This window comes from Burkholderia thailandensis E264, assembly GCF_000012365.1.
GTDB lineage: Bacteria > Pseudomonadota > Gammaproteobacteria > Burkholderiales > Burkholderiaceae > Burkholderia > Burkholderia thailandensis.
The window spans coordinates 1021361-1039686 of sequence record NC_007650.1 but is presented as its reverse complement, the minus strand read 5'-3'; the positions used below and the strand labels follow the sequence as shown (position 1 = coordinate 1039686).

The following is an 18326-nucleotide window of genomic DNA, read 5'->3' as shown; positions in this document are numbered from 1 at the left end:
GCGAAGCGAAGCGCCCGCGCTACCCGCGGCCCGCGCGCATTGCGCACGCCCCGCCGAACCGGCCGCGCCCGCTATTCAGGCGTCGCGCTCGTCGCCGTCGGAAGCGAGCGCCGCGGGCGGGCGATCCGCCGCGCGCTCGCCGGCTGCGCCGGAGGCCTGATCCGCGCTGCCAGCGCCGCCGCCTCCGCCCTGCACAATAGCGGCACGGCCGCCGTCCGGCGCGGCGTCCGCCGCCGCCCCGGCATCGTGCGCCGCCTGTGCGCTCCGCTCGCGCTCCGAGCCCTCCAGGCGATCCGCCCCCGCCACGCCCTCCGCGCTGCTCGCGCCTTGCGCCGCGCCGTGGCCGCTCGCCGCCGCATCCGACCCCGCCCCCGCCGCACCGCCCGCTTCCGCGAGCGCCGAACTCATCCATTTGATGACGCTCATGAACTCACGGAAGTCGAGCCCCCAAATGTCCTTCAGCACGACCATCGCCTCGGTGCCGTAAAGCAACGACAGCGACTGCGCGAGCCGCGCGGCCACCGCGGGATCGACCCCCGCCTGCACCATCGGCTCGACGGCGAGCATGAGCAGCCGGCGGCGGTTGCCGCGCCGGTACTTCGGCTCGTCCTGCGCGCGCCGCGCGCGCTCGTTCGCCCATTGGTGCAGCGCGACCTGCAGCGCGGCGCGCAACGCGCCCTCGTGCTGCTCCATGCGCGGATACGCGAAGTCGAGCAACTCGTTCACACGCGCCTCGACCGACGTCGACGTCGGCTGCCACTGCAGCACCGGCCCGAGGCTCTCGTCGACGACGGTGCTCACGAGCGCCGCCTGCGACGGGAAATAGCGGTAAGCGGTGGCGCGCGACACGCCGGATGCGTTCGCGAGCTCGGTGATCGACGGAAACCAGCCTTGCTCGAGCATCGACAGCGCGGTCTGCAGCAACAGCTCGCGGGTCTGCGTGCGCGTTTCGGACAGCGTTTCCGGTGCGGATACGGTAGTTGGCATGTGTTGTGTGAGGACAGCCGCTGAGACGGCCGTCTCATCTGTGTTAAAGTTATCGCGGAATCGAATCGCGGTGCATCGTGCGACAAACGAACGATTGGCGAAGGAGACCAAATGGTACCCCACCGTAAACAGATCTACGTTGCGGCAACCGTCGATACAAAGGGCGCGGAAGCGCATTTCGTCAAGGACCGGATCGCCGACGCGGGGCTCGCGGCGGTCGTGGTCGACCTGTCGACCCGCGCGCCGGGGCTCGCGGCCGACATCGGCGCGGCCGCCGTCGCCGCGCATCATCCGGACGGCGCGGCCGCCGTGTTTTGCGGCGACCGCGGCCGCGCGATCGCCGCGATGGCGGTTGCATTCGAGCACTACATCAGGAGCCGCGACGACGTCGCCGCGCTGATCGGCATCGGCGGCTCGGGCGGCACGGCGCTCGTCACGCCGGCGATGCAGGCGCTGCCGGTCGGCGTGCCGAAGCTGATGATCTCGACGATGGCGTCGGGCGACGTGTCCGCGTACATCGGCTCGTCGGACATCGCGATGCTCTATTCGGTGGCGGACATCGCCGGCCTGAACCGGATCTCGCGCCAGGTGCTCGCCAACGGCGCGTACATGATCGCGGGCGCGGTGCGCGACATGCAGCCGCTGCCCGCCGACCTGAAGCCCGCGCTCGGCCTCACGATGTTCGGCGTGACGACGCCGTGCATCCAGGCGGTGACGTCGCGGCTCGACGCGCGCTTCGACTGCATCGTGTTCCATGCGACGGGCCACGGCGGCCACGCGATGGAAAAGCTCGCCGACAGCGGCCTGCTCGACGGCGTGCTCGATCTCACCACCACCGAAGTGTGCGATCTGCTGATGGGCGGCGTGCTCGCGTGCGGCGACGATCGCTTCGACGCGATCGCGCGCAGCAAGGTGCCGTACGTCGGCTCGTGCGGCGCGCTCGACATGGTGAACTTCGGCCACATCGACACGGTGCCGCCCCGCTACGCGCAGCGGCTGCTGTACAAGCACAACCCGCAGGTGACGCTGATGCGCACGACGCCCGACGAAAACCGCCGGATCGGCGAATGGATCGGCGCGAAGCTCAATGCATGCGACGGCCCCGTGCGCTTTCTGATTCCCGAAGGCGGCGTCTCGGCGCTCGACGCGCCGGGCCAGGCGTTCTGGAACCCGGAAGCCGACGCCGCGCTCTTCGACGCGCTCGAGGCGACGGTGGTCCAGACCGAGAACCGCCGCCTCGTGCGCGTGAGCGCGCATATCAACGATCCCCTGTTCGCCGACATCGCCGTCGAACACTTCTTATCGCTTCACGCGGCACACCGGAATTGAAGATGAAGAGACTCTCACGCGCCGAAATCCTCGAAAGACTGCGCGCGACCATCGCGCGCGGCGAGCCGATCGTCGGCGGCGGCGCGGGGACGGGCTTGTCCGCGAAATGCGAGGAAGCGGGCGGCATCGATCTCATCGTGATCTACAACTCGGGCCGCTACCGGATGGCCGGACGCGGCTCGCTCGCCGGGCTGCTCGCGTACGGCAACGCGAACGAGATCGTCGTCGACATGGCGCGCGAGGTGCTGCCCGTCGTCAAGTCGACGCCCGTGCTCGCCGGCGTGAACGGCACCGATCCGTTCTGCAACTTCGACGCGTTCCTCGACGAGCTGATCCGGCTCGGGTTCTCGGGCGTGCAGAACTTTCCGACCGTCGGGCTCATCGACGGCAACTTCCGCGCGAATCTCGAGGAAACCGGGATGGGCTACGCGCTCGAAGTCGACATGATCCGCCTCGCGCACCGCAAGGGCCTGCTCACGACGCCGTATGTGTTCAGCGAAGCCGATGCGATCGCGATGACCGAGGCGGGCGCGGACATCGTCGTCGCGCATCTGGGCCTCACGACGGGCGGCACGATCGGCGCGAACACCGCGCGCACGCTCGCCGATTGCGTGCCGCTCGTGCGCAGTTGGGCGGATGCGGCAAAATCGGTGCGCGACGACGTGATCGTGCTCTGCCACGGCGGACCGATCGCGTCGCCCGAGGACGCCGCGTACATCCTGCGCGCGTGTCCGCAGTGCCACGGTTTCTACGGCGCGAGCTCGATGGAGCGGCTGCCGGCCGAAACCGCATTGACCGACATGACGCGCCGCTTCAAGGAGATCGACAGGCGCGCCGCGTCATGACACCCGCGCGCGACGCGCGCGCCTAGCCCGAGGACCCGAACGACGATGAACTACACCTCCTTCGCCAGCAGTGTCATCGACGCGCCGATCGAGCGCGTCTGGGCATTCTTGCGCGATTTCAACGGCCTCGCCGCGTTTCATCCGGCGATCGTCGAGAGCCGGCTCGAGCCGGGCCCGGATGCCTGCACGGTCGGCGCGATCCGCTATCTGACGCTTGCCGACGGCTACGTTCGCGAGAAGCTGCTGAAGCTCGACGAGCCGAATCATGCGCTCGAATACTCGATCATCGAATCGACGATGCCGGTGCGCGACTATGTCGCAGGCGTGCAGCTCTTCCCCGTCACCGATTCGGGCAAGACGTTCGCGCAGTGGTGGGCGAACTTCACGACGCAAGGCGTCGAGCTGCAGCCGGTTGCCGCATCGATCAGCGAGCATGTTTTCGCGGCGGGCTTTCGCTCGCTCGCGGACAAGCTGCGCGCGCGCTGACGCGCCGCGGCCGCGATGTTTCGTCGCGCCCGCGCCCGTTGGGGGCGTCGCGCGCGGCTTGCCGGCGGTTCGCGCCGCCGGCCGTTTCTCGGGTTCTGGCAATGGCCCTCGGATAAAGCCGGAACCTTTTTGGCCGACCGTAACCGGTCGGCCGCTTTCTATCCGAAATCGCGCCGCGCATGACGGCGCTTTCCCACGCGGGATGCGAGCGGTTCGGGCCTGACGCACGAACCGTTCGCATCCCTCACGACTTGCGGCAAGCCGCCGCAGTCCCATCGCCCCGAATTCATCTGGATTAAGTAATTTCCCGACCTGAGCGCATCCATAAAGATGCATTTGCTGTGCATCAATACTCGACTGCCTCGCGATCGATAGCTTGGAGGAAACGAAGCCAGCGAGGGGCTAATCATGAAAGACCTGCAATCGATCCGTGGCCAACTGCGCGCCACGTTCCTGTCCGTCCTGCTCGGCGCGGTGGTCGCGGCGAGCGCGCAGGCGGCAACGACGCCCGGCAAGGCGCCCGGCGATTTCGGCCCGCCGCAGGGCGAGCCGATTCACGCGACGCTCGTGAGCCCGCCGAACGTGCCGCCGCCCATCACGCGCCGCTATCCGGCGAAGGTCATCGTCGATCTGGAAGTGGTCGAGAAAGTGATGCCGATCGCCGACGGCGTGAACTACACGTTCTGGACCTTCGGCGGCGCGGTGCCCGGCAACTTCATCCGCGTGCGGCAAGGCGACACGGTCGAGTTCCATCTCAAGAATCGTCCGGACAGCAAAATGCCGCACAACATCGATCTGCACGCGGTGACGGGCCCGGGCGGCGGCGCGACGTCGAGCTTCACCGCTCCGGGCCACGAATCGCGCTTCACGTTCAAGGCGCTGAACGAGGGGCTCTTCGTCTATCACTGCGCGACTGCGCCCGTCGGCATGCACGTCGCGAACGGGATGTACGGCCTGATTCTCGTCGAGCCGCCGGAAGGACTCCCGAAGGTCGACCGCGAGTACTACGTGATGCAGGGCGACTTCTACACGAACGGCAAGTACCGCGAGAAGGGGCTGCAATCGTTCGACATGGACAAGGCGATCGACGAGCGCCCGACCTACGTCGTCTTCAACGGCGCCGAAGGCGCGCTGACCGGCGACAAGGCGATGCGCGCGCGCACCGGCGAGACGGTGCGCCTGTTCGTCGGCAACGGCGGCCCGAATCTCGTATCGAGCTTCCACGTGATCGGCGCGGTGTTCGACAAGGTGCGCGCGGACGGCTCGAGCGTCACGCAGAACGACGTGCAGACGACGCTGATTCCGGCGGGCGGCGCGGCGACGATCGAATTCCACACGCGCGTGCCGGGCAACTACACGCTCGTCGATCACTCGATCTTCCGTGCGTTCAACAAGGGCGCGCTCGCGATCCTGAAAGTGGACGGCCCGGACAACAAGGCGATCTATTCGGGCAAGGAGCTCGACACGCTGTATAACGGCGACGGCGTGACCGCCGCCGCGGGATCGGGCCCGACCGGATCGCCCGCCGCCGCGGCCGGCGCGAAGGGCGGCGCGTCGCTCGTCAAGACGAGCGCCGCCGCGAGCGCCGCGCCGCTGTCGCTGCCCGCGCAAGTGAAAGCGGGCGGCACGGTGTTCGCGAGCACCTGCGCCGTGTGCCACCAGAGCGCCGGCACCGGCTTGCCGGGCGTGTTCCCGCCGCTCGCCGGCTCCGACTTCCTCGCCGCGAATCCGAAGCGCGCGATCGGCATCCTGCTGCACGGCCTGAACGGCAAGGTGACGGTCAACGGCCGCGACTACGATTCGTCGATGCCGCCGATGGCGCAACTGACCGACGACGAAGTCGCGAACGTGCTGACCTACGTGCTCAACAGCTGGAACAATCCGGGCGGCCGGATCAGCGCGGACGAAGTCTCGAAGGCGCGCGCGAAGGCGCCGGCCGTCACCGAAGCGGCGCACTGAGCGCAGGCATCCGGGAGAATCGCCATGCGCGCGCCGACATCACGCCATACGTTCCGTGCGGCGAGCGCCTTCCGGCTCGCCGGTTTCGCGATCGTCGCGCTGACGCTCGCGTTCACCGCGACGGCCGCCCATGCCGCGCGCTTCGTGCGGCTGCCCGGCGGCGACTTCGAGAGCGCGCTGCCGCAGGACGTGCCGGGCCGCTCGACGCCCGTGCACATCGACGCGTTCGAGCTGCAGGACACGCCGGTGACGGTTCGCGCGTTCGCCGCGTTCCTGCGCGCGCATCCCGAATGGCGGCGCGAGCGCGTCGCGCGCGTGTTCGCCGGCCCTGCGTATCTCGCCGACTGGGCCGACCCGCTGCATCCGGCTCCGGCCACGCCGCCCGATGCGCCCGTCACGGGCGTCAGCTGGTTCGCCGCGCGCGCGTATTGCGCGAGCGAAGGCGCGCGGCTGCCGACATGGCTCGAATGGGAATACGCGGCGGCGGCGGACGCGACGCGCACCGACGCGCGCAACGACCCGCTGTGGCGCCAGCAGATCCTGTCGTGGTACGAGCAGCCGGCGGCGCGCGTGCTGCCGAGCGTCGGCGGCGCGCCGAACGTCTACGGCGTGCGCGACCTGCACGGGCTGATCTGGGAATGGGTCGACGACTTCAACGCCCTTTTCATCAGCGGCGACAGCCGCACGCAGGGGGACCCGGACCAGCAGCGCTTTTGCGGCGCAGGCGCGATCAGCATCGTGCGCCGCGACAGCTACGCGGTGCTGATGCGCGTCGCGCTGCTGTCTTCCCTCACCGGCGCGGATTCGACCGGAAGCCTCGGCTTTCGCTGCGCCCGTTCGATTTCAGGAGATTGACCATGAAGCTTGAGCATCTCGCGCCGCGCGGCGCGCTCGCGCTGATCGCCGCCGCGTGCGTCGCGACGGCGGCTCACGGCGCGGACCTTCCCGCCGCCGCAACCGCCTCGGCGCCCGCCGCAACGGCGAGCGCGCCGGCAACCGATTCGCTGTATCGGGCGAACGCGCCGCTGATCGATCAGGATGGCAAAACATTCCACCTCGCCGATCTGCGCGGCACGCCGACGCTCGTCAGCATGTTCTATACGTCCTGCAAGATGGTGTGCCCGATGCTGTTCGAGACGATCGGCCTCACGCTCGACGCGGGCGGCGAGCCCGCGCGCAAGCGGATCAAGGTCGTCGCGGTGACGATCGATCCCGATCGCGATTCGGTCGCGGTGCTGCGCAAGACCGCGAACGCGCACGGCCTCGACGCGCGCTGGCGGCTCGCGCGCACCGACCGCGCCGACACCCGGGCCGTCGCCGCGCTGCTCGGCGTTCAGTACCGCAAGCTCGCGAGCGGCGAATTCAACCATTCGAGCACGATCGTGCTGCTCGATGCGGATGGCCGCATCGTTGCGCATACGAACACGCTCGGCGAGACGGACCCGGCGTTCGTCGACGCGATGCGCAAGCAGCTCGCCATCCAGTAAGAACGCCGCGACGTCCGCAACGGCGACGCCGCGACCGCCGCGGCGCGGCGCTCCGTCATCGCCGGTCGCGCCGCGCCGGCAAGCGCGCCGATACGCGACACGGCCCGTTTGCATCGTCAGTGCTGCCAACTTGCGCCGACGCCGATCGTCTTGCCCTCCGCGCCCATCCCGATTCCCGTGCGCACTTTCAGGTTGCGGGCAAGCCATGCGGTGCCGCCGAGCGCCATCGCGTGGCAGCCCTTGTAGGACCCCAAACCGATGCCGATCGCCAGCGTCCTGCCGCTGTCGACGTCCGGAATCATCGACAACGCGGTCACGGCCGCGATGCCCGAATATGCGCTTCGCGCGGTTGCGTCGATCTGCCGTTGCAGATTGGCGAAGCGGTGATCCGCATGCAACGTCGCCGCCTTCAGTGCCGAGTCGAGCTGATTCCTGTTTACCGCATCCGTGCCTTCGGTGCCGGGCGCGACGTGCACGATCCGGCGCTCGCGACCGGCCTGACCGACCGACACCACGTTGTCCCGCGCCGCGACCGAGCCCGCGCCCAGCGCGACCGAATCGACACCCGTGGCCGCCGCATCCGTGCCCAGCGCGATCGCGCGCGCGCCTGTCGCGCGCGCGTTGCGCCCCAGCGCCGTTGCGCCGTCGCCCGCCGCGCACGGGGGACGTGCGAAGCGAGCCGAATCCGACGAAGCCTGCACGCCGCCGCCGGTTCCGGCCGCGACGCCCGACCGGCTTGCCCCGACGAGCGACGATGCGTCTTCATGACGTGGCCAATAGTGGAACCATTCGAGCGCATCGGATTCGCTCTCCGGGATTGACGATCGGCTGTCCCATTCGCCGCTCGTCCCGCCATCGGAACGATCGAGCCATTCGGCGATCGATGCGGCGCGCGAGCGCTCGGACGGCGTCCCGAACGTGAACGGCGTCCAATAGTTTTCCCAATTCCAGATCGATTCGATATCCGAATGATCCGTCGAGTTCGATAACGAGCCCGCGAACGGAGCGCCTCGACCATCGAACGTATTCTCGCCCGCGTTGGCCGACAGATCGCCCGTGACCGACGTCGCATGCGAGAGACCGGCCAACACGCTCACGACGACACCAGCGACCAGCGACCGAACGCCGCGCGGCATTCCAGCCATGCGCGCGACGTCGGCTGAGCGCATCGTCGGCGAGCAGGCGCCGGTGCGATCATGCCGCAAGCCAAACACCGCGAGCCGCCCGACAGGCTTCCGGCGCCGTCCCATTACTTTCATTCCAATCACCTCGAAAAAAATTGACTGCCGCGCGACCGCCTCGCGCTCACGCCCGCCGGCCGCCGAACGATCGGCGCGTCTGCGCATGACGCGCGCGCCGTCTATTCTTTCCCCGAACGGCCGCGACTGAATCGGGAGGATGCCCGATGCCTCGGCGCGGGCGGCCGCCGCTTCGCACGCGTCGCACGCCCCTGCCCGCCATCGTTCGCCATCGCCGCGAACACCGCGAGCGCAGTCTCCGGCACGATCCTGCTTGCTCGGGTTCCCCGCGCTCGCGCGCAGTCCGACCTCGATCAAATCGATGCACTCGAATCGCCCGATATCGGTTGTTTCCCCGACGCCCGAATGCCGGCTGCTTGAAATAATCGCGCTCCTGAATGATCGACCGAACGATCGGCGCCACCGCTGCCGAAGCCGTTCTGTCGGCGCACGCATCGCGATGCGAATCGCGATCGTCCCGTCACCGGGATCGCGCCGGACGCTCGCCCAAGAGGAACTGTCGAATGAGCCAATCAAGTCAAACGCGACGCGGCGGCGTCGCGAACGCGAAACGCCGCCGCTTCGTTGCGCGCGCCTCGCTATGCACAGCGTGCCTGCTCGCTTCTCCATATGCCGCATACGCGGCCGACGGCGATCCACGCGCCGCGAGCGGCGCGCGCGCGGCGCATGACGTCGTGGTCGACACGACGATTGCGTCGCCGAACCAGGACTCGCGCGTGCGCACGCTCGTGCTCCACTACACCGCGCAAACGCTCGCGCGCTCCGTCGCACTGCTGACCGATCCGATGCGCCCCGTCAGCGCGCACTATCTCGTGCCCGACGCCGCCGACGAAGGCAAGCGCTTCCGTGTGTTCGCGCTCGTGCCGGAATCGAATCGTGCATGGCATGCGGGCGTCAGCTACTGGCAAGGCGAGCGTCTGCTCAACGCGAGCTCGATCGGCGTCGAGATCGTCAACAGCGGCTTTCCCGACGCGGATGAAGACGCGCCGCTGATGCGGCGTCGATGGTCGCCGTTCCCGGATGCGCAAATGGCGGTCGTCGGCCGGCTTGCCGCCGACATCGTCGCGCGTCACGCGATCCCGCCGCAAAAGGTCGTCGGGCATTCGGACATCGCGCCCGGCCGCAAGCTCGATCCGGGCCCGCTCTTTCCGTGGCGCACGCTGTACGAGCAATACGGCGTCGGCGCGTGGCCGGACGCGATCGCGGTCGAGTACTACCGTGCGTACCGGCCGTTTCGCGGAGATATCGCCGAACTGCAGGCGAAGCTCCTCGCGTACGGCTACGACACGCCGCAAACCGGCGTGCTCGACACTCGAACGACAAACGTGATCGCGGCGTTCCAGATGCATTTCCGCCCCGCGCGATACGACGGCGTGCCCGACGTCGAAACCGTCGCGATACTCGATGCGCTGCTGGACAAGTACATCGAGCGCGACAAGCGGCCGGCGCGCGGCGAGGAAGCCGCCACGCGTGAAAGGAACGATCGAACGCCGGCACCGGAGGCCGCCGGCGCGAAGCCGCTCGTTTAGTCGACCGTAACGAATGCCCCGCGCGTCGCGCGGCAAGCGGCAGAGCGCCGCCGCGTAACGCACCGCCCGCCGCGCGCACGGCCACACACGAGGACACGCACAAGGACGCGCGCAGCCTTTGCGCCCGCGTCGCGCCACAGGACAACGATTGCCATCATGCACCTCTCTCTTTCGTATTCCGATGCGAACGCCAGACGAAGCGCGTACGACATGCCGAAGGTCACCTTCTCCGGTTCGGCGCCGACGCTCGGCGTGCACGCGCCGCCGGCGCTCGACCCTCGTCAGCCCGCGTCGCCGCCGCCAGCTGCGTCGAACGGAACGCACGCGCGCGGCTTCTCGCCGCCCGCCGACATGCCGACGTGGTCCGGCACCGAAGGCGTGCGTTTCGACTTCAACGACGGTTGCCGCGTGCTGCTGCCGGATGGCGACTGGACGGTGCGCCTGCGCGACATGCATACCGATACGCCGCTGTTCGACGCGCAGATCGGCGCGGGCGTCGTCACGAGCACGAGAAAGCACTTCGTGCCGTTCCTGATCGAGATCGACGCAGGCGGCAGGCGCGTCTTCAAGCACCTGTTCGACGCGCACGGCAAGCCCGTGCTGATTCAGTTCGAAGCGCAGCGGCTCGGCGAAGCGCTCGGCTGGTTCGGCTATGCGGTGAAATTCCAGCGGCAACATCGCTGCAAGCTGACGTGCTCGATGCCCGCGCCGCTGATCGCGCTGCTGAGGCCCGGCTATCCGGACATCGAGTTCGTGACGCCCGAGCTCGTCAAGCCCGAGTGCTACTACGCGACATACCGGCTCGGGCGCTTCGCCGGCGACGAAGCGCACGCGTACCAGCCGAGCGCGCCGCAGCTCGTCGGCGCGCACCGCAGCGCCGCCTACATGCTCGGCGTCGATCCGCGCGAAGCGCCGCCGCGCATCGAGCTGACCGACGACAGCCGGCCGCTCGCGGGCCCCTACGTCTGCATCGCCGCGCAAAGCGCGCTGCGCTGCGCGCGCTGGGAGCGGCCCGGCGGCTGGCGGGAATTGCAGCGGTTTCTGACGGCGGCCGGCTATCGGATCGTCTGTGTCGATTCGCCTTCGCCGGACGTCGCCGACGAAAGCAGCGCGCTCGCGGACGTCGCATACAGCCTCGCGCCCGACACGCCGTGGACCGAGCGGGCGCGGTGGCTGCGGCACGCCGCGTGCCTGATCGGCGTGCCCGGCGATCTGTCATGGCTCGCGTGGGCGGTCGGCGCGCCGGTCGTGCTGATCAGCGGATTCACGCATCCGGTCAGCGAGTTCGACACGCCGTATCGCGTGATCAATTCCCATGCGTGCAACAGTTGCTGGAACGACGCGAGCGCGAACTTCGACGACGCCGACGCATCGTCGTGCCCGCGCCACGCGGGCACGTTGCGGCAGTTCGAATGTGCGCGGCTCGTGAGCGTCGAGCAGATCAAGCGCACGATTCGATCGATTCCTGGTATCGCCTGCTGATTCCGGCAACCGACAATCCGCCTCGTCCATTCAATCCATCCTCGCCGTATGAAATATCGCCGACTTTCTCTCGCCCATGCTCGGCAAGACAGCGGGCAAGCCGCGTCGAACGCCCGATCTCGGCGCTTCGCACGCCTATTGTGTTCATCCATCGCACCGCTCGCGCTCGGATTTTCCGCGGATGCATTCGCCGCTGACGAGACGATGGCTTCTCCATTCAATCGAGGCGCGCCGAACGACGCTCACGGAAATCTGCTCGATGAGATCAGAAGAGGCGTGCCGCTCAGACATGTTCCGGCATCCGAACGAAACACGCGAGGCGCGGGCGGCTCGACCCTCGCGGACGCGATGAGGCGGGTAATCGACTCACGGCGCACGGCGTTCGATTCGCCTCCGGCGACTCCCGCATCGCCCTCGCCGTCATGGTCGGACGACGAATCCCCTCCGCCGACGCCGATCGCAACCCGACCGGCATCGCGCCCGGAGTCTGCGGCGCGCTCCCCGCGTCATTCGTCTCCTCCGCATTCGCCGCCAGCTTCCGCCGAGTCGCCCTCGCCGCGATCGCCCGATGCGTCGCCTTCGCGAACGCCTTCGCCTACGTTTTCGTTCCCGTCTCCGTCGCGCACGTCGACGCCGAGGACGCAGCCGCCATCGCCGCTGCGCGAGCGCCCGGAACGCTCGCCGGCCGCATCGCCGCGCGTCGCGTCGCCGCGGTCCGCGCATTCGCGCGGCTCGACGCAGCCGCCTTCGAACCTCTCCACGCCGCGGTACGAACCGCCCACTCCGCTGCAGGAGGACCCGGAACGAACGCCGGTCGCATCGCCGCGCGTTGCGTCGCCGCGGTCCGCGCATTCGCGCGGCTCGACGCAGCCGCCTTCGAACCTCTCCACGCCGCGGTACGAACCGCCCACTCCGCTGCAGGAGGACCCGGAACGAACGCCGGTCGCATCGCCTCACGTCACGCCCGCGGAGCACGCGCAGCGAAGGCCGTTTCTGCTGCAAAAGCCGCCGCAGGTACCCTCGTGGCGAAAGAAGGCTCCCTCCGCAACCCTGCCCGATTCGCACGCACCCGCTCGGCCTGGGGGGGGGCAGTTCACCACGCCGGCTTCCGGGGCCGCGAAATACGTTGCGGTCAACTCCGGGGCGAGCGACGCGTTCGCGGCAGGCGTCAACGCAGTGGCGATTGGAGCCGACGCGCGAGCGCAAGGTCAGGAATCGCTCGCGACCGGCTGGCGTGCGCAAGCAGACGGCCATCGCGCGGTCGCGACCGGCGCACGCGCAATCGCATCCGGCCGCGACGCCGTCGCGCTCGGCGCAGGATCGATAGCGGACCGCGACAACACCGTATCTGTCGGTCAGCGCGGCAGCGAACGCCAGATCGTGCATGTCGCCCCCGGCGCCCAAGGCACCGATGCGGTGAACGTCGATCAGTTGAATCTCGCAATATCGAACTCGAACGCGTACACGAACCAGCGCATCGGCGACCTTCAGCAAAGCATCACCGAAACCGCGCGCGACGCGTATTCCGGCGTCGCCGCGGCGACCGCGCTCACGATGATTCCCGATGTCGACCGCGACAAGATGTTGTCGATCGGCGTAGGCGGCGCGGTCTACAAGGGCCATCGCGCCGTCGCGCTCGGCGGCACCGCGCGCATCGGCGAAAACCTCAAGGTGCGCGCGGGCGTCGCGATGAGCGCGGGCGGCAATACGGTCGGCGTAGGCATGAGCTGGCAATGGTGAGCGCGCCGCAAGCGCTCACCGCACACATCGTCAAGGAGGCACACGATACGATGAAACTTCCGATCCTTCACCACGCCATCCCGATGCTCGCGTTATCGCTCGCGAGCCTGGGCGGCTGCACTCGCGACGCCGAATCCGGGCCCGTCGCGCATATCGAGGCCGGCGCGTCGGCCTCGACGGGCTGGCCCGCCTACATGGAAGAGTTCAACGAGAGCATCCGCTCGATGAGCGGCGAACACGAATCCGGCGTGCACATCAATCGCGGCTGGGGTGTCTTCAACACGATCAAGGCGACGCCGTCCGCCGAGCCGGCCGCGTCGGCATGCGCCGCGCCGACTGGCGCGAGCGGCGCGCCAGAGCAGGCGCATCGGTCCGTTCCGGCCGCCACGGATTCACGGATGTCCTGATCCGGTCGCGCCGCGACGTGCCCGGCCGCTCGCGGAAGGGCCGGCGCGGCGCGCTCTTCGCTCTTCGCTCTTCGCTCTTCGCTCTTCGCTCTTCGCTCTTCGCTCTTCGCTCTTCGCTCTTCGCTCTTCGCTCTTCGCTCTTCGCTTGATGCTTCACGCACGCGCGGCAACGGCCGCCGCGCCGCTTTCGCGCACACACGTCACGCGAGCGGCCTGGAAGGCTTCGCGCCGCCTCGCTCGGCGCATCCGAGGGCGAGCGCGCCGTCGCGCGTCGTCCCGCGCATTTCGCGTCACGTCGACAAACGCATCGCCCGCGCCGCGTCGACGCCCGCGATCTCGTTAAGCACAGCCCGTGCGTGCGCCGAATCACCATCACGCCGAATCAGCAGCGCATAGGCGGCCGACAAGCCGTCAAGCGCCAGTTCGGGCTCCCATGCGAGCAAGTCGTGCCGCCGGATCGGCTCGATCACGCCGCGCGCGAACGCGTCGGGAATCTCGTGTTCCCAGTGATCGCGAGCGAACTCGCACAGCCGGATGCGCGCCCTCAACCGGCGTTCGGCGCTCGGCGCGCGATCGATCGCCTGCTGAATCGCACCCAGCGCGAGATCGAGCCGACCGCTTGCGGCAAGCGCGCGCGCACGGGCGTGCGCGTCGTCCGCATTCGCGTCGCGCGCATCGCCCCGCGCACGATCCGACTCGCCCGTCATCGGCAAGGACGGCGCCGGCGGCGAAGGCGGCGGCGGCGATGTCAACGCGGCATTTGCCGCACCGATCGGCGTGCATAGCTCCGCGAGCCACGCGCGCGTCGCGGCGTCGGCGAACGGCGTGCCGTCCGCGAATTTCAGTGCGTCGAGGCCCGGCAAGCGCATGAGCAGCGCACGCACCGCCGTCTCCACTTCGCGTTGCGCCCCGGTGCAATCGCCGCCCGCGCGTGCGAGCGCGCGCGCGGCGATCCGCTGCAAATCCAGCCAGAGCGGGAACGCCTGCGCGTGCTCCTCCGCGAAGCGGACGGCAGCCGCGGGGTCGCCCTGCGCATCGATACCCTTTGCGACGTCTACAACCTGCGCATTCGGCGCGGCGATCCGCGTCCGTCCGCTGTCCGCTTCGGTATCCGGCATCGCGTGCACGCTCGACCAGCACGCGATGCGGCGCAGCCGGAAGCCGCGCGTGTCGGCCCAGTCCGCTTGCGCGAACGCCGTCGCGATGCGATGCAGTTGCGCGAGCGCATCGGCGAGCGCGCGCTCGCGGCCGGCCGCGTCGTCGAGCGACGCCGGGTGCCGGGCGGCGTCGGCGTTCGCGCGCGGCGCCGCGCGGCCGGCCGGCTCGATCGATGCATGCTCGGCGAAGGAAAGCGCGGCGCGCTCGGCAGGCGCGCCCACCGAGCCGTGGGCGTGCGTCGAATTCGACTCACCCGGCTCACCCGGCTCACCCGGCTCACCCGGCTCGCCCGGCTCGCCCGGCTCGCCCGACTCGCCCGACTCGACCGGCAGCCGGGCCGCGAACGCGGTCACCGCGCGCATCGTCGGCGCCTCGTCGTCGCGCTCCGCCAGCAGCGCGTCGATGCGCCGCGCGGCCGCGCGCAATTGCTCGACCAGTTCGACCGAACAGGCGGCACCGCACGCGGCGGCGCCGGCGTCGCGCGTCGCGTCGACGCGATCGAGCAGCCATTGCAGCGCGCCGCGCCGCGCCCGCATCCGCGACACCGGCGGCGACATCGCCGCCCAATGACGTTCGACGAGATCGCCGACGACTTCGAGCCCGCAGCGCAATCCCGCCGCGCCGCCGATCTGCAGCAGCGCGCCCGCCAGATAGCAGCCGACGAGCAGATCCTTGCCGCGATCGCGGAGCAACCCGGCGGCGAGGCTCATCGCCGCGCGCCAGTCGACGTGCCCGCTCGCGCCCGGCGACGCGAGCTTCGCGAGTTCCGCGTGCAGCGCATCGAACCGCGCATCGGCGCGCACGTCGGCGCCCGCGGGCGCGGCCGGATCGATGTCCGCGCGCCCCAGCGCCCCGAGCGCGTCGAAATCCTCGGGAAGAAGCGCACCCGAGGCCGCGCCGCCGGGCTGACGCCGTTCGTTCATTCCCATAGCGTCTCCACGTCCTTCGCGGCGAAGTAATAGCCGACGCCGCGCTCGGTTCGAATCAGTTCGGGGTGCTTCGGATTCTTCTCGATCTTCTTGCGCAATCGCCAGATCTGCACGTCGACCGCGCGGTCGAACACGTCGTCGAACGCGCGTGTGCATTCGAGCAACTGCGCGCGCGTGACGACGCGCGACGGCGAGCCGAGAAAGAACGCCAGCAGATTGAATTCGCCGACCGTGAGCGGAATGTCCCGCGCGTCGCTCGTCGACAGCCGACGCGTGTTCATGTTCAGCGTCCAGCCGTCGAAACGGTACGCGCGCGGATGCCTGCCGCGCCGCACCGGCGCGGCGGACGGCTCGGCGCGCCGCCACAGCGCGCGCATCCGCGCAAGCACCTCGCGCAGCGAATACGGCTTCACGACGTAATCGTCCGCGCCGAATTCGAGGCCCATGATGCGATCGGCCTCCTCGCCTCGGGCCGTCACGCAGATAAGCGGAAAACGCTGCGAATCGCGCCAGCGCAACAGCACGTCGATGCCGTCTCCATCCGGCAGGCCGAGATCGAGCAGCACCATTTCGTATTCGCGCCGCCCGACCGATTCGGCAGCCGCGGCCGCCGTCCCCACGCCGTCCACGGCCATGCCGTGGCCCGTCAAGTAATTGCAGAGCACGCGCCGCAACGGCTCGTCGTCCTCGACCACGAGCACCGCCGGCGATCTTGTCGCATTCATCGTTTCCTCTCCTGTACTGGGCCGCGCGCGCCGGCGTCCGTTTCGTCCGGCGCGCCCGCCCCTCGTGCCGCCGGCAACGTGAGCCTGAAGCGGCTGCCCGCGCCGCGCGCCGTCGCGACGGCGATCCGCCCGCGATGCGCGATCGCCGCGCCCGCGACGATCGCAAGGCCCAGCCCCGTGCCCGGCGCGCCTGACCGGTTCGAATAAAACGGCTCGAAGATGCGGTCGAGCGGCTCGACTTCGATGCCGTCGCCGTCGTCGCTCACCTCGATCCACACGCCGTGCGGCAACGACGGCTCGCCGATCGCGACGTCGAACGGCCCGCCGGCCGGCGCGCCGCCGTCGCTCGCGCCGCCGTTCGCGTCGTCGTTCTCGCCATCGTTCGCGCCGACACGCACGACGACCGTCGCGCGCGCCGCGCGCATCGCGTTGCCGACGAGATTCATCACCGCGCGTGAGAGCTGGCTGCGATCGGCGAATACGATGTGACGAGCGCCGCCGCGCCGCCCGTCGCCGCACGGCTCATCGCCGCACCGAACGATCTCGATGCCCCGCAGCGCGGCTGCGCGCATCGCGGCGAGCGCGTCGTCGACGACCTCGTCGACGCTCACCCGCGTCAGCACGGGTTCGCCGCGGCGCGCGGCGAGCAGGATCTGCGTCGCGAGATCGCGCCCTCGCTCGACCGCGCGATGGATTTCGTCGATCGATTCGTCCGCGCGCGCGCCGCGCGCGAGGCGCTCGGATGCATATTCGGCGTGGCAATCGATCGTCGTCAGCACGTTGCTGAAATCGTGAACGATCCCGCCCGCGAAAAAGCCGAGCGACTCGAAGCGGCGCGATCGCTCGACCAGCCACGCGAGCCGCCGTCTCTCCCCCGTCGCGATCGCGATGCACATCGACAGGATCGCGACGCCGATCAGATCGACCTGCAGCGCCCAAACGCCGTGCCCGTCGTAATGAAACGCATACGGGCCGCGGCCGCCGAGCGTCATCGCGATCAGGCCGACCGCCGCGAGCGCGTTGAGCTGCGACGCGAGCACGAGGCCGCCCTCGAGCGCGGCCCAGCACAGCGACAGCGCGAGCAACGCGCGCGCGACCTCGGCCTGGCCGCCCCATATCGACGCGAAGCACAGCGAGCCGAACGTCGCGAGCGCGGGCAGCTGATTGCGGGCGCGCAGCCACGCCGCGCGGCAAGCGCGCGCGTTCCACGTGAGAAGCGCCGGAAGCAGCGCGAGCAGCGCGAGCGCGTTCGCCGCATACGCGCGCGACCATTCGTTCAGCCATCCGCGATCGTTCATCCACACGGACAGGATCGCCGCCGCGAGCGTCGCGTGCATCGCCGCCATGCCGAGCGGCAACAACAGCACGAACATCGCGAAGCCGCGCAACGTGTCCACGCCGCCGCCCGGCGTCACGTAGCGCCGCGCGAGCCACGCGCCCGCGATCGCCTCGACCGCGTTGACGGCCGCGAACAGCGCGTCGACGTGCCACGGCACCCAGTCGAGCGAGCCCGCGGCGAGCAGCGTGACGAACAGCGAGGCCGCGCCGAGCCCCCAAGCGAGCGGCCGCCGGCAGTGCAGCAGCAACGCGATGCCGAGCACCGGCGCGGGCCACACGACGGCCGACAGCGTGTGATTGAGCGACGTGCACGCGCCGGGCCGCGACAGCAGATGATTCGCGTAGAACAGCAGCAGCAACAGCCCCGCCGCGTTCAGTACGCCGCCCGGCGCGAATGCGCGATCGTCGCGGCGCGCGGCCTGCGCGATGCGTGCGGGCCGGGCGCGCGCAAGCGGGCCGGCATCGATGGAATTTCCGTGCATAGGTCTCAGAGGTCGGCGAATACTAAACCGTCTTTGTTTCGGACATCAATCGATCTTAGCGATGCGCCGCGCGGTTCTTTTCATCCGCAACGAAGGCGGCACGCGACGACCAAAAATTGGAACCCGGCGGCTAACGCCGGTTCCGCCTTTCCTTCGATACTTGCCCCGCCGATGCGGCTTTTGA

16 protein-coding genes are annotated in these 18326 nt (G+C 69.5%); 10 read left to right on the top strand and 6 right to left on the bottom strand.

Annotation, left to right across the window (positions count from 1 at the left end; translation table 11 throughout):
- Window positions 1–75: 75 nt before the first annotated feature.
- Complete coding sequence (locus BTH_RS04590; RefSeq protein ID WP_048901533.1) at window positions 76–987, bottom strand: TetR/AcrR family transcriptional regulator; 912 nt, start codon at window positions 985–987, stop codon at window positions 76–78.
- A gap of 111 nt (window positions 988–1098) precedes the next feature.
- On the opposite strand from BTH_RS04590, the gene BTH_RS04585 reads away from it, so the two are divergent.
- The 6 genes from BTH_RS04585 to BTH_RS04560 all read left to right on the top strand — a co-directional run bounded on the left by BTH_RS04585 (window position 1099) and on the right by BTH_RS04560 (window position 7093).
- Entirely contained in the window at window positions 1099–2316 is a 1218-nt protein-coding gene (locus BTH_RS04585; RefSeq protein WP_009896220.1) for a Tm-1-like ATP-binding domain-containing protein, read from the top strand.
- Between the two features lie 2 nt (window positions 2317–2318).
- A complete protein-coding gene (locus BTH_RS04580; protein ID WP_011401062.1) occupies window positions 2319–3161 on the top strand; it encodes a phosphoenolpyruvate hydrolase family protein in 843 nt (280 codons plus the stop codon).
- A gap of 45 nt (window positions 3162–3206) precedes the next feature.
- Complete coding sequence (locus tag BTH_RS04575) at window positions 3207–3647, top strand: SRPBCC family protein (RefSeq protein WP_009896216.1); 441 nt, start codon at window positions 3207–3209, stop codon at window positions 3645–3647.
- A gap of 408 nt (window positions 3648–4055) precedes the next feature.
- The gene (gene nirK / locus BTH_RS04570) at window positions 4056–5606 is read left to right on the top strand and encodes a copper-containing nitrite reductase (protein WP_009896214.1); all 1551 of its coding nucleotides are present in this window, start codon (window positions 4056–4058) and stop codon (window positions 5604–5606) included.
- 24 nt (window positions 5607–5630) lie between these two features.
- The gene (locus BTH_RS04565; RefSeq protein ID WP_009896212.1) at window positions 5631–6461 is read left to right on the top strand and encodes a formylglycine-generating enzyme family protein; all 831 of its coding nucleotides are present in this window, start codon (window positions 5631–5633) and stop codon (window positions 6459–6461) included.
- 2 nt (window positions 6462–6463) lie between these two features.
- Complete coding sequence (locus BTH_RS04560) at window positions 6464–7093, top strand: SCO family protein (RefSeq protein WP_009896211.1); 630 nt, start codon at window positions 6464–6466, stop codon at window positions 7091–7093.
- Window positions 7094–7209: 116 nt separating this feature from the next.
- Here the strand turns inward: BTH_RS04560 and BTH_RS35830 are convergent, their stop codons facing one another.
- Window positions 7210–8970 (bottom strand): YadA family autotransporter adhesin, encoded by a 1761-nt coding sequence (locus BTH_RS35830; RefSeq protein ID WP_223297100.1) that lies wholly within the window; start codon window positions 8968–8970, stop codon window positions 7210–7212.
- Between BTH_RS35830 and BTH_RS04550 the strand changes: the two genes are divergently transcribed.
- Both BTH_RS04550 and BTH_RS04545 read left to right on the top strand, forming a co-directional pair.
- Window positions 8856–9881 (top strand): N-acetylmuramoyl-L-alanine amidase, encoded by a 1026-nt coding sequence (locus tag BTH_RS04550; RefSeq protein ID WP_009896209.1) that lies wholly within the window; start codon window positions 8856–8858, stop codon window positions 9879–9881. The two genes, BTH_RS35830 and BTH_RS04550, sit on opposite strands and share 115 nt — an antisense overlap.
- 156 nt (window positions 9882–10037) lie before the next feature.
- A complete protein-coding gene (locus tag BTH_RS04545) occupies window positions 10038–11363 on the top strand; it encodes an autotransporter strand-loop-strand O-heptosyltransferase (protein ID WP_025370202.1) in 1326 nt (441 codons plus the stop codon).
- Window positions 11364–11869: 506 nt separating this feature from the next.
- On the opposite strand, the gene BTH_RS35825 is transcribed toward BTH_RS04545, so the two are convergent.
- Window positions 11870–12274 carry a hypothetical protein gene (locus BTH_RS35825; protein ID WP_009896206.1) on the bottom strand — a complete coding sequence of 135 codons (405 nt, stop codon included), beginning with the start codon at window positions 12272–12274 and terminating at the stop codon, window positions 11870–11872.
- 265 nt (window positions 12275–12539) lie between these two features.
- On the opposite strand from BTH_RS35825, the gene BTH_RS35820 reads away from it, so the two are divergent.
- Window positions 12540–13103, top strand: a complete 564-nt coding sequence (locus BTH_RS35820) for a YadA family autotransporter adhesin (RefSeq protein WP_009896205.1) — start codon at window positions 12540–12542, stop codon at window positions 13101–13103.
- 50 nt (window positions 13104–13153) lie between these two features.
- Window positions 13154–13510: a protein BimD gene (gene bimD, locus BTH_RS04535; RefSeq protein WP_025370201.1), complete on the top strand. Its 357-nt coding sequence runs from the start codon at window positions 13154–13156 to the stop codon at window positions 13508–13510.
- Between the two features lie 290 nt (window positions 13511–13800).
- Here bimD and tssA read toward each other — a convergent pair whose 3' ends face one another.
- Genes tssA through BTH_RS04520 form a run of 3 tightly spaced genes read right to left on the bottom strand, consistent with a single transcriptional unit; the run spans window position 13801 to window position 18142 of the window.
- Window positions 13801–15597: a type VI secretion system protein TssA gene (gene tssA / locus BTH_RS04530; RefSeq protein ID WP_009896202.1), complete on the bottom strand. Its 1797-nt coding sequence runs from the start codon at window positions 15595–15597 to the stop codon at window positions 13801–13803.
- Window positions 15588–16322 carry a response regulator transcription factor gene (locus BTH_RS04525; protein ID WP_009907461.1) on the bottom strand — a complete coding sequence of 245 codons (735 nt, stop codon included), beginning with the start codon at window positions 16320–16322 and terminating at the stop codon, window positions 15588–15590. Before BTH_RS04525 ends, tssA begins: the two co-directional genes overlap by 10 nt.
- Complete coding sequence (locus BTH_RS04520; RefSeq protein WP_009896199.1) at window positions 16319–18142, bottom strand: ATP-binding protein; 1824 nt, start codon at window positions 18140–18142, stop codon at window positions 16319–16321. Before BTH_RS04520 ends, BTH_RS04525 begins: the two co-directional genes overlap by 4 nt.
- Between the last annotated feature and the right edge of the window lie 184 nt (window positions 18143–18326).